Genomic DNA, 11,608 nt, shown 5'->3' with positions numbered 1-11,608 from the left:
GAATATGCTCAAATGTTGATTGGGGTCAAAATAGGCTTACAGGTAATGCACCTAATTAGGGATGCATGGATGATTTGTTAAGGAAATTCACATGAATGTATTCATAAAATGGCTTTTAAGCCTTGTATTGATTGGCTTGGTTGGCTTGGCGGCCTATACCTGGATCATGCTCAATTGGAGCTCTGGCAGTGGTGAGCGTGCAGGCTTTGTCCAGAAGTTTTCCAACCGAGGTTATGTATGTAAAACATGGGAAGGTGAATTGGCTATGGTTTCTATGCCTGGAACCATGTCAGAAAAATTCTTCTTTACGGTGCGTGAAGATGCTGTGGCGCAAAAAATCAATGCCAATTTGGGTAAAAAAGTTTCTCTTAAGTATGACCAGCACATCGGATTACCTACTAGCTGTTTTGGCGATACAGAGTATTTTGTGTCAGATGTGACTGTTCTAGAGGAGTAAATAGCAGTAATAAAAAAAATTGCTGTGACGCAGCTTTATTTTTGTAATTTTTTGTGGTTAAAATCATCTAAGCGCAAGGTGCGCTGATATCAATATCTATAAGGAGCTTCACTTGAACAAAGCAGAACTAATCGCAGCGATTGCTGACGACGCTGAGATCTCAAAAGCCAAAGCTGAATTTGCATTGAATTCTGCTATTGAGCAAATCATTAAAGCTGTTACTAAAGGCGACTCAGTACAACTGATCGGTTTCGGTACTTTTGCTTCTGGTAAGCGCGCTGCACGCATGGGCCGTAACCCAAAAACTGGCGAGCCACTCAAAATTGCTGCTGCTAAAACTGTTAAGTTTTCTGCTGGTAAAGCATTTAAAGATTCAGTTAACAAGCGTAAGAAGTAATTCTTGCTTTGTTGATGAAAAAGCCCGGCATGCCGGGCTTTTTTGTTTCTAGGTGTAACGCAACAACCTTTCGCTAAGCCCGTATTTAATTCTAGCTCTGCACTAGACGTCGATGACGATGGATACTCATCAAAATGCCGGCACCAAAACCTAGCGTGACTAGAGCGGTGCCTCCGTAGCTAATAAAAGGTAGTGGAACGCCCACAACCGGTAATAAGCCGCTGACCATGCCAATATTGACAAAGGCGTAGGTAAAGAAAATCATCGTGACTGACGCCCCAAGCAAGCGGGTAAATAGATTGGGTGCGCTAGCGGAGATGGCTAGACCTCTTTTGATCAGGGCAAAGAAAAGTGCTAGCAAGACGAGGTTACCTAGCAAACCAAATTCTTCAGAGAAAACGGCAAAGACGAAGTCGGTATGCTTTTCTGGAATAAATTCCAGATGCGCTTGGGTGCCCTGAAACCAGCCTTTACCGAAAAATCCACCAGAGCCAATTGCAATCATGGATTGAATTGTATGAAAGCCCTTACCAAGAGGATCGCTGCTTGGATCGAGCAAGGTACACACTCGATATTTTTGATAAGTATGCACAAATGGCCAGACAACATCCTGTGCACAAATGGTGCTACCAAAAATAATAATCAGAATAATTCCGAAGGCACCAATACCTATAAACGGCAGGATCCACTTCCAAGGCAATCCTGCCAGAATAATCACATACATGCCTGCAGCAAAAACTAAGAGCGCGGTACCTAGATCAGGTTGACGTGCAATGAGTAGCACTGGAATGCCGAGAATGATTGCTGCCACTCCATAGTCCCAAGACTTTTGAATGCCTTCCCGTTTTTGAAAGTACCAGGCCAACATCAGCGGCATAGCAATTTTCATCAGCTCCGAAGGTTGAATTACAAAACCAATGTTGAGCCAACGTCTCGCACCTTTTTTAATCAATCCAAATGCTGCGACAGCAATGAGTAGCGCAATTCCAATTCCATATATCCACACTGCAGCCATCTCAAGCCACTTTGGTGGAATGCGAGAAACAATCCACATGACTGAAAATGAAAGCGCTAGATTACGTAACTCATCTTCAAATCGAACGGGCGTATTTTGACTTGCGGATAAAAAGGTAATAAAGCCAATCCCCGCTAAGCTAAGTAAAATAAGGCCTAGCTGGCGATCAAGGCCACTGAAAATGCTGAGAAATATTTTCTTAGCTTTATTTATGGCGCTCTTTTCCACTCAGGAATCTCCTTTGGCCATTTACCTTCAAGATAAAAATCTAATGCTTTACGTGCAATCGGTGCAGCATACTGTGCTCCAAATCCAGCGTTCTCTACAACCATAGCGATCACGATGGTTGGCTTATCTGCAGGAGCAAAGGCGGTGTATAAAGCGTGGTCACGCAAAAATTCTGCAGTAGCGCCATGCTTATATTCTTTGGAATTCAAGCTAAATACTTGTGCCGTCCCTGTCTTGCCGCCGACTTGATATCCAGCGCCTTTGAAAACAGATGCAGAGGTTCCAGAATTGTTAACCTCAACCATCGCCTTCTTAATCACTTCAATATTTTCTGGGGCAAGATCGATGCGATAACTTTCCTTGGGCGTGGTGAGGGTGCGATGTCTTGTGAAGGGATCTTCAATCGCTTTAACTAAATGCGGCTTCATCACAATGCCGTTATTGGCTAAATTGGCCATGCCATGTGCCAGCTGCAAAATAGTAAACGCGTTGTAGCCTTGACCGATTCCTAAAGAAATCGTTTCGCCTTCGTACCACTTTTGCTGCTCTGGTTTTTTGAAAGTATTTTTCTTCCACTCGGTGGATGGTAGCACTCCCTTGGATTCACCTTGCAGGTCAATGCCAGTGATTTGCCCAAAACCAAATGGCTTCATGAAGTCATGCATCATATTCACGCCCATGTCACGCGCGAGTAAGTAATAGTAGGTGTCGCAAGATTCAACAATAGACTTTTGCATATCGACAATGCCGTGCCCACCTTTTTTATCATCACGGAAGGTATGGTTACCGAAATCAAAATAACCTGGATCAGAAATCGTTTGTGATGGCGTGCGCTTTTTGGTTTCTAAAGCAGCGAGAGCCATGAACGGTTTGTAGGTTGAGCCTGGTGGATAGATTCCTTTTAGCGGACGGTTGTAGAGTGGCTTTTGCGGGGAGTCGTTCAACTCTTTCCAGGTCACTGAATCAATGCCCTCAACAAAGTCATTGGGGTTAAAGTTGGGCTTGGATACAAAGGCCAAGATGTCGCCAGTCTCCGGCTCAATAGCTACGAATGCACCGCGGAAGTTTCCGTAGAGTTGTTCCACCAAATATTGCAATTTGATATCCACTGACAGCACTACATTTTTGCCGGGGATTGAAGGTGAGCTAGAAAGCGTGCGCACTGGTTTACCGCCCGCAGTAATTTCTACTTGGTCATATCCTGGAACTCCACGAAGAACTGTTTCGTAGCTTTGCTCTAGACCAATCTTGCCAACGTATTGAATCCCTGGCAAAAAAGAGGTCTGCAGTGCATCGGGATCATCTGCTTTAGAGTTCTCAATTTCTGCCTGCATTTTCTCTTTATCTCTTTGAGAAACGCGTCCGATATAGCCAATTAAATGGGAGGCTAATTCGTTGTAAGGGTACTCTCGGAAGCTGCGGGCACGAATTTCCACCCCGGGGAAGCGATAGCGATTGGCCATAAATCGTGCCGTTTCAGCCTCAGTCAGCATCGATCTGAGTGGAAAAGTGCCCATTTTTCGAGAATCTTCCAGGGAGCGCTTGAAATTACGGCGGTCTCGCGGAGAAATCAAGACGATTTGGGATAGCTCATCTATGAGCTCATCTACGTTTCCCTTAACCTCTGCTGCGTTCACATCTAAGGTTAACGCCGAATAGTTTCTGCCAATCACGATGCCATTGCGGTCTATGAGAAGGCCACGATTCGCCGGTGCTGGCACTAGGGCAATCCGGTTATTTTCTGCCAATAAGGCATATTTGCCATGACTTACCAGTTGTAGCCATACCAAGCGCGTAATCAGCAATAAGAAGCAGAAGGTGACAAACAGGGTCGCAATATGAATGCGCTCTTGAAAGGAGTCGAGGTCTGGTTTTTTAAACGAAACCATGGCGCTATTTAAATGGGGCGGTTGTGATCAACGTCAATAGGACGACGTTGAGGCGACAACAAGATACGCGTTGCTAAAGGCCACAGTAATGCCTCAATAAGAGCCTGAATAGCTCCGGTTAAGGCCCACCAATAAATCTCACCACTTAATAGCCAATGAGCTAGCACCGGAAATAAAGAAACTAATAAGAAGATTGGCAGTAGATGCAGGGCTTGCGTTAAAACTGTTAAAGCAATGATGCGGCGATGCCAAGAGATGGCAATGTATGCCACCAATGAGTAGCTAAATGCATGCAGACCCAATAAGTCAGAGTTGTGGACATCCATCAGTAGACCAAGAATGAATGCAATGATGACGCCTACATAACGATGCTGATGAATATTCCAGAACACGATGCAAATAATGAGCCAGTCAGGAACCCAGCCGTAATTGCCAATAGGCAACAGGTTTAGCAGCAGCGCACAAAACAGACTGAAGAAGATGAAGACCGGATTGACCGGGCGCAGAATGTAGCCGCTTTGAAAGTCGATCATTGCATTCCTCGCGCACGAGTTTGGCGACGACCTGGAGTATTGGTCAGTGGTGCACCAGGCTTGCTGGTTGCGGTAGATGCTTTAGCATCCCATTGCGGATCATAAAGTAGGGCAAGTGCCTGACGATAGCGATTGACTGGCGCAACTGGTACACAAAATACGTTTGAAGAGTTTTTGTCTGCATTGCGTTCAATGCGACTAATCACGGCTACTGCGAAGCCAGGAGGGTAGACACCATCGATACCTGAGGTAATTAACACATCACCTACTTCTAAATCACTGGCCACGGGAAGGTAGCGAAGCTCAAGCGGATTGCCGCGACCCGCGCCAAAAACAGCCGCCCTTAAGCCGTTGCGTGCAACTTGAACGGGTACTGCAAAGTCGCGATCTTCTAGTAGCGATACCTCTGCAGAGCGATCGTAAATACGTACCACTTGACCCAGGATGCCGGAATCATTTGCAATGGGATTGCCTAACTTGAGGCCATCATCGCTTCCACGATTAATCACAATACGTTGAGAAATTGGATTGGGTGGATTAAATAAAATTTCGACTGGTAATGTTTTGAATGGTACGTGCTTTTGCAAATCCATCAACTGACGTAGGTTTTGGTTTTCTACAAGCAGAAACTCCGATTGATTTGCAAGCAAAGAGAGCTCTGCTTGACGCACTTTCATTTCTTGATTTTCTTTATCAAGTGTTCCGCGTGTTGTGAAATATTCAGAGCTCACATCGTACGCATTGCGCGGCATCATCATCACATACTCTAGTGGACGCAATAACCAATTGACGTTATTGCGAATCGGATCGAGAGCTTTAAAACGAAAATCGATCAACATCAATGCGATGCTGATCGATAGACAGACAATTAGTTTGACTAAAGCCGGAACGCCTTGTCTGAAAAGAGGAGGAGCGCTATGTTGCAATTCCCTAATCGACGCTTAAGTCAATTACTCTTGTGAGAAAACGCCACCCAGCTTGTCCATGCGCTCTAAGGCAATGCCGCAACCACGAGCGACGCAAGTGAGAGGATCTTCTGCAACATGAATAGGCAGGCCTGTTTCTTCGAGCAACAGGCGATCGAGGTCACGCAATAGTGCGCCACCACCAGTCAACATCATGCCGCGCTCTGCAATGTCAGATGCCAGCTCAGGAGGAATTTGTTCCAAAGCTGCTTTCACTGCTGTCACGATTTGATTTAGTGGGTCAGTCAAGGCCTCGAGTACTTCATTGCTTGTCACAGTGAAGCTACGTGGAATGCCTTCAGAAAGATTGCGTCCTTTTACTTCCATTTCGCGCACTTCTTGTCCTGGGAATGCGGAGCCAATAGTTTTCTTAATCAACTCAGCAGTTTGTTCGCCGATCAACATGCCGTAGTTACGGCGGATGTAATTGGTGATCGCTTCATCAAATTTGTCACCACCAACACGAACAGAACCTTTGTAAACCATGCCACCTAATGACATGACGCCAACTTCAGTTGTACCGCCGCCGATATCAACCACCATCGAACCAGCCGCTTCGGAAACTGGCAAGCCTGCACCAATTGCTGCAGCCATTGGCTCTTCAATTAAAAATACTTGTGATGCACCTGCGCCTAATGCAGATTCGCGAATCGCGCGACGCTCAACTTGAGTAGAGCCACAAGGAACGCAAATAATAATGCGTGGGCTTGGCTTTAACAGCTTGCTCTCGTGCACCATTTTGATAAATTGCTTAAGCATCTGCTCGGTAATTGTGAAATCGGCAATAACGCCGTCTTTCATTGGGCGAATGGCCTCAATATTTCCAGGAACGCGTCCCAACATGGCTTTTGCTTCTTTTCCGACTGCCAAAATGTTCTTTTTGCCATTTGGGCCACCTTCAGTGCGAATTGCCACAACTGACGGCTCATCAAGCACAATACCCCGTTCACGCATGTAAATTAAGGTGTTGGCGGTACCTAGGTCGATAGCCAGGTCATTAGAAAAGTAGCTGCGGAAAAAACCAAACATGATGTAGTGGGAAAATAAGTAAGTGTTAAAAAATATATACAGGAATGATACTCTAGCGCCCCATGAAACTTGATGATGTCCAGCGCATTGCGCACCTTTCCAGCCTTGAGTTAAGTCAGGCAGAAGCCGAGGCAGTATTGCCCCAATTACAGGCAGTTTTTGCCTTGGTTGAGGAGATGCAGGCTGTCGATACGAGCGGTCTTGCCCCTCTAGCTCACCCCATCCTCTTTTTGCGTGATTTGGCGCAACCTTTGCGCGGTGATACGGTTACTGAAACCGACCATCGCTCTGAAAATATGCAATCCGCCCCTGCTGTGCAGGATGGCTACTTCCTAGTTCCAAAGGTGATCGAATGAGCTGGCACCAAACCCCCATCGCCTTAATGGCCAAAGCCTTGGCTGCTAAAGAGGTCTCCAGTACTGAGCTGACAAAGCACTTTTTGGATCGTATTGAGGCCGGAAAACACTGGAATGCATATCTTGATGTAAGCGCTCACTTAAGTTTAGAGCAAGCCTATAAAGCAGATAAAATTATTTCTTCTGGAAAATCTGGAAAATTGACGGGTATCCCAGTTGCCCACAAAGATGTCTTTGTGACGCGCGGTTGGAAGTCGACTGCCGCATCCAAAATGCTCGAGGGTTACCTCAGTCCATTTGATGCCACGGTAGTGGCAAACCTTGGAATTCCGGACGAACTCAACCCTAATGGTGCCGGCATGGTTTGCCTTGGCAAAACCAATATGGACGAGTTTGCAATGGGCTCCTCCAATGAAAATTCAGCCTATGGACCAGTCTTAAACCCCTGGAATTCAGAATATGTTGCAGGCGGCTCGTCTGGGGGTTCTGCAGCGGCAGTAGCGGCAGGATTGGCGCCGATCGCTACAGGTACTGATACTGGCGGCTCCATACGACAGCCAGCAGCTTTTTGCGGATTAACTGGAATCAAGCCGAGTTATGGTCGTGTATCTCGCTACGGAATGATTGCTTATGCGTCTTCATTAGATCAAGCTGGCCCAATGGGCAAGACCGCAGAGGACTGCGCCCTATTGCTCACAGCAATGTCTTCCCATGACCCGCGAGACTCTACTTCTTTGGCAGATTCTGGTGAGGACTACGGTCGTTACCTCACCCAGTCGTGGAAAGAGAGTGGCTCTAATCCAGCAAAACCTTTGGAAGGCTTGCGCATTGGCTTGCCAAAAGAATTTTTTGCGGAAGGTTTAGCGCCAGAAGTGGCTAATGCAGTTAACACCGCAGCAAAAGCTCTGCAAGAATTGGGTGCGGAATTGCTTGAAGTGAGTTTGCCAAAAACGAAACTATCCATACCGGTGTATTACGTTTTAGCTCCTGCCGAAGCCTCAAGTAATTTGAGTCGCTTCGATGGTGTGCGCTACGGACACCGCACAAATGAATATCGCGATTTATCGGATATGTATAAGAAATCACGCACCGAAGGATTCGGCGCAGAAGTAAAGCGTCGTATCTTGGTTGGCACCTATGTGCTGTGTCATGGTTATTACGATGCCTATTATTTACAGGCTCAAAAAATTCGTCGGATTATTGCAGCCGATTTTCAAGCGGCATTTGAAAAGTGCGATGTGATCTTGGGGCCGGTTGCGCCAGATGTTGCGTGGCGCTTAGGCGAAAAATCAAAAGATCCAGTACAAATGTACTTAGAAGATATTTACACGCTCTCAACCAATTTGGCGGGACTGCCAGCGATGAGTGTTCCTTGTGGATTTAATTCAAGCCAGATGCCTATCGGCATGCAGTTAATTGGGAATTATTTTTCTGAGGCGCGCTTACTTCAAGTGGCGCACCAATATCAGCAAAATAGTGACTGGCATTTGCGTCAAGCAAGTGAGGTGGCATGATGCAATGGGAAATCGTTATTGGTCTAGAGACCCACGCACAGTTACAAACACAATCCAAAATTTTTAGTGGCGCAAGTACTCGCTTTGGTGCGGGACCGAATACGCAAGCTTGTGCTGTTGACTTGGCGTTACCGGGCGTGTTGCCAGTGTTGAACCGCCAAGCAGTTGAGCACGCCATTCGTTTTGGTTTGGCAGTTGGCGCAAAAATTTCGCCGGCAAGTATTTTTGCGCGCAAAAATTATTTCTACCCGGACTTACCAAAGGGATATCAGATTAGTCAGATGGATCTTCCTGTGGTCGTTGGCGGCCATCTGGAAATATTGGTTGGCGATCAAGTCAAGGTAGTTGAGCTCACCCGCGCCCATATGGAAGAGGACGCCGGTAAGTCAGTCCACGAAGAGGGCTTCTTAGGTCCGCATGGTGAAGCATCTAGTGGCATCGATTTGAATCGTGCCGGTACACCATTGTTGGAAATTGTGACTGAGCCAGTCATGCGCAGTGCTGCTGAGGCAGTGGCTTATGCAAAAGCACTTCACACTCTAGTTGTTTGGCTTGGGGTATGTGATGGCAATATGCAAGAAGGTTCTTTCCGTTGTGATGCCAACGTATCTGTTAGACCTGTTGGTCAAAAGGAATTTGGTACTCGTTGCGAGATTAAGAATTTGAACTCCTTCCGCTTTTTGGAAGAAGCGATTCAATATGAAGTGCGTCGTCAAATTGAATTAATTGAAGATGGCGGAACAGTCGTTCAAGAAACCCGTTTATACGACCCTGATCGTCAAGAGACTCGCAGCATGCGCAGTAAAGAGGATGCAAACGACTATCGCTATTTCCCGGACCCAGATTTATTGCCAGTTGTGATTGATGACGCATGGATTGCTGATGTACGCAGCAAGATGCCAGCATTACCAGCACAGCTGCGGGAGCAATGGCAAACCGAGTTTGGCTTAAGTGCTTACGACACGCAATTGCTCACGCAAGATCGCGACACTGCCAAAGTATTTGAAGAGCTTCTGGCTATTGTTGGTAAGTCTTTGGCAAAAGCTGCGGCTAATTTGATTGCGGGCGAGTTCGCTTCATCACTAAATCGTGCTGGTATTGCAACTGCAGATGCGCCGTTGAAAGCGGAGCGTTTAGCACCACTATTAACTCGCGTAGCAGATGGGACCATCTCTAACAAGATTGCAAAAGATATCTTTGCCATTCTGTGGGAAGAGGCTATCGCAGGCAAAGCTATTAGCACTGTTGATCAAGTAATTGACGTCAAAGGCTTGAAGCAGATTAGCGATAGTGGTGAGCTTGAGGTCATGATTGATAAGGTCTTGGCGGCCAACGAGAAGTCGGTTGAAGAGTTCCGCTCTGGTAAAGAAAAGGCTTTCAATGCCTTGGTTGGCCAGATTATGAAAGCCTCACAAGGGAAAGCCAATCCAGGTCAGGTGAATGAGCTTCTGCGTAAAAAGCTGAGCTAAACAAATTAAATCAGAAAATAAGCGAGAGAGACATAGATGAGCGCAATCGATCCTAAGCAAGCCGAACAAGAAGAATTGGTGGCGGAGTGGTTGCGCGCTACCCCAGGTTTTTTTGAGCGCTACGCCAATCTCTTAAATGAAATCCGCTTGAAGCATCCACATGAAGATCGCGCGATCTCCTTGCAAGAGCGTCAGATGACTTTGTTGCGCACTCAGAACCAAGAGCTCAATCGTCGCCTAAGTGAGATGTTGCACTTTGGTAGTCGCAATGACAAGACTCAGCAAAGTTTGGTGGCTTGGTTATTGCGCCTCATGGGTGCAAATACAAAGGCGGACGTTGAGTCTGCGGTGACGGCTGGATTGGCGGAAGTTTTTGAGGTGGAGTCGGCGCAACTACTCTCACCTAATACGGCATTTGGTCCTTGGATTGATACGCCTCTATGTGGCTCCGCTAAAGAGTTGGTCGCTGCTAGCGTGGATTTGTTGGCAACTCAAGTCACCATCGATCCTGAGTGGCAAAGCATGGTCGCTATTGGTCTGCCACTAGGAAAAAGTATTGGCGTGGCGCAATCACCAGCAGTGCTTTTGTTAGCAAGTAAAGACGAGTCTCGTTTTACTGCTGATATGGGCGCATTCTATTTGCGTCAAATTGCTGAACTCACTGCTGCAGCTTTTGATCGTATCCAGGCTTATGAGCCAAGTACCAGCTGATCTTCATCCCTTGGTGCAAGAGTATTTGCACGAGCTGCATGTATTGAGGCAGCTCTCACCTCACACGCTTAAAGCGTATCGCATGGATCTCGGCGAGTTGCAGGCATTGGCAACAGATGATGCTGTTGATTTGTTAAAAGTAACGAATGCGCATGTACGTCGCTGGGCTGGTCGCTTGCACTCCAAAGGAAAATCATCTCGTACGATTGCTAGAGCACTTTCTGCGTGGCGAGGTTGGTATGACTGGTTGACTGAAAAAGATGCCCGTCGTGATGCACAGGCGGGAAGAGTGACTGCAAACCTAGTCGCCAATCCTGTAGATGATGTGAAGGCCCCCAAACGTCTGAAGTCTTTGCCTAAAGCACTTTCGGTTGAACAGGTGCTCTCTTTAGTAAATCAAGCCGTAAAAGAAGCTGAAGAAAAAAAAGATTTAGAGACGGTGCGTGACGCAGCGATCATCGATTTGCTGTATTCCTCAGGCCTACGTTTATCAGAGCTTCTAGGCGTTGATGTGATGCAAAGCAAGGATCGCCAACACGAGTCTGCTGGATGGTTAGACTGGGATGCTGCAGAAGTAACAGTTTTGGGTAAGGGTGGTAAGCGCCGCTCAGTTCCGATTGGTGGGCCCGCAATGCAATCCCTCAAAGTTTGGCGTGCGGTCCGCGACCAACTCGAGCAAGCGGATTTATCGCTGGCTTTGTTTATTTCTGCTACGGGTGCGCGTTTATCTCCTCGGACAGTGCAGGCACGTCTGCGGACTTTGGCAATGAGAGCTGGTCTACCAACCCATGTGCATCCACATATGATGCGTCATAGCTTCGCTAGCCACGTATTGCAATCGTCCCAAGATTTGCGGGCAGTTCAGGAGATGCTGGGGCATGCCAGCATCGCTAGTACGCAGATTTATACCTCTTTAGACTTCCAACACCTAGCGCAGGCATACGATAAAGCCCATCCACGCGCAAAGGCTGGCAAAGCCTGAGGAACTCGGTAAGATAGAAGGTTTCCCGTTTGGGGAATGTATTTATAGATTTTGATAGGATCA

12 protein-coding genes are annotated in these 11,608 nt (G+C 46.9%); 7 read left to right on the top strand and 5 right to left on the bottom strand.

The genetic code is table 11. The features are described from left to right. The first annotated feature begins 91 nt into the window (after positions 1–91). Together B7X71_RS00660 and B7X71_RS00655 are read left to right on the top strand one after the other, a co-directional pair. Positions 92–457 (top strand): hypothetical protein, encoded by a 366-nt coding sequence (locus B7X71_RS00660; protein WP_293600110.1) that lies wholly within the window; start codon positions 92–94, stop codon positions 455–457. 112 nt (positions 458–569) lie between these two features. Then, the gene (locus tag B7X71_RS00655) at positions 570–854 is read left to right on the top strand and encodes an HU family DNA-binding protein (protein ID WP_015422181.1); all 285 of its coding nucleotides are present in this window, start codon (positions 570–572) and stop codon (positions 852–854) included. 91 nt (positions 855–945) lie between these two features. On the opposite strand, the gene rodA is transcribed toward B7X71_RS00655, so the two are convergent. Genes rodA through B7X71_RS00630 form a run of 5 tightly spaced genes read right to left on the bottom strand, consistent with a single transcriptional unit; the run spans position 946 to position 6,513 of the window. Further along, positions 946–2,097, bottom strand: a complete 1,152-nt coding sequence (gene rodA / locus B7X71_RS00650) for a rod shape-determining protein RodA (protein WP_293600109.1) — start codon at positions 2,095–2,097, stop codon at positions 946–948. Further along, on the bottom strand, positions 2,079–3,986 hold the full coding sequence (gene mrdA / locus B7X71_RS00645) for a penicillin-binding protein 2 (RefSeq protein ID WP_363926525.1): 1,908 nt from the start codon (positions 3,984–3,986) through the stop codon (positions 2,079–2,081). Before mrdA ends, rodA begins: the two co-directional genes overlap by 19 nt. An 8-nt stretch (positions 3,987–3,994) precedes the next feature. After that, positions 3,995–4,519, bottom strand: coding sequence for a rod shape-determining protein MreD (gene mreD / locus B7X71_RS00640; RefSeq protein ID WP_293600108.1), 525 nt, complete (start codon positions 4,517–4,519; stop codon positions 3,995–3,997). After that, positions 4,516–5,445 carry a rod shape-determining protein MreC gene (gene mreC / locus B7X71_RS00635; protein WP_293600107.1) on the bottom strand — a complete coding sequence of 310 codons (930 nt, stop codon included), beginning with the start codon at positions 5,443–5,445 and terminating at the stop codon, positions 4,516–4,518. The genes mreD and mreC overlap by 4 nt, the downstream gene beginning before the upstream one ends. 24 nt (positions 5,446–5,469) lie before the next feature. Next, positions 5,470–6,513: a rod shape-determining protein gene (locus B7X71_RS00630; protein ID WP_293600106.1), complete on the bottom strand. Its 1,044-nt coding sequence runs from the start codon at positions 6,511–6,513 to the stop codon at positions 5,470–5,472. 62 nt (positions 6,514–6,575) lie between these two features. Between B7X71_RS00630 and gatC the strand changes: the two genes are divergently transcribed. The 5 genes from gatC to B7X71_RS00605 are packed head-to-tail and all read left to right on the top strand — an operon-like array spanning position 6,576 to position 11,545. Next, positions 6,576–6,869, top strand: coding sequence for an Asp-tRNA(Asn)/Glu-tRNA(Gln) amidotransferase subunit GatC (gene gatC, locus B7X71_RS00625; protein WP_293596716.1), 294 nt, complete (start codon positions 6,576–6,578; stop codon positions 6,867–6,869). Beyond that, on the top strand, positions 6,866–8,383 hold the full coding sequence (gene gatA, locus B7X71_RS00620) for an Asp-tRNA(Asn)/Glu-tRNA(Gln) amidotransferase subunit GatA (protein WP_293596717.1): 1,518 nt from the start codon (positions 6,866–6,868) through the stop codon (positions 8,381–8,383). The genes gatC and gatA overlap by 4 nt, the downstream gene beginning before the upstream one ends. Next, entirely contained in the window at positions 8,383–9,852 is a 1,470-nt protein-coding gene (gatB, locus tag B7X71_RS00615) for an Asp-tRNA(Asn)/Glu-tRNA(Gln) amidotransferase subunit GatB (RefSeq protein WP_293596803.1), read from the top strand. The genes gatA and gatB overlap by 1 nt, the downstream gene beginning before the upstream one ends. A 36-nt stretch (positions 9,853–9,888) precedes the next feature. Next, positions 9,889–10,563, top strand: a complete 675-nt coding sequence (locus B7X71_RS00610; protein ID WP_293596718.1) for a DUF484 family protein — start codon at positions 9,889–9,891, stop codon at positions 10,561–10,563. Next, positions 10,544–11,545 (top strand): tyrosine recombinase XerC, encoded by a 1,002-nt coding sequence (locus B7X71_RS00605; RefSeq protein ID WP_293596719.1) that lies wholly within the window; start codon positions 10,544–10,546, stop codon positions 11,543–11,545. The genes B7X71_RS00610 and B7X71_RS00605 overlap by 20 nt, the downstream gene beginning before the upstream one ends. Positions 11,546–11,608 lie beyond the last annotated feature (63 nt).

This window comes from Polynucleobacter sp. 39-46-10 (assembly GCF_002282275.1).
This window is presented reverse-complemented; position numbering and strand designations above follow the sequence as displayed.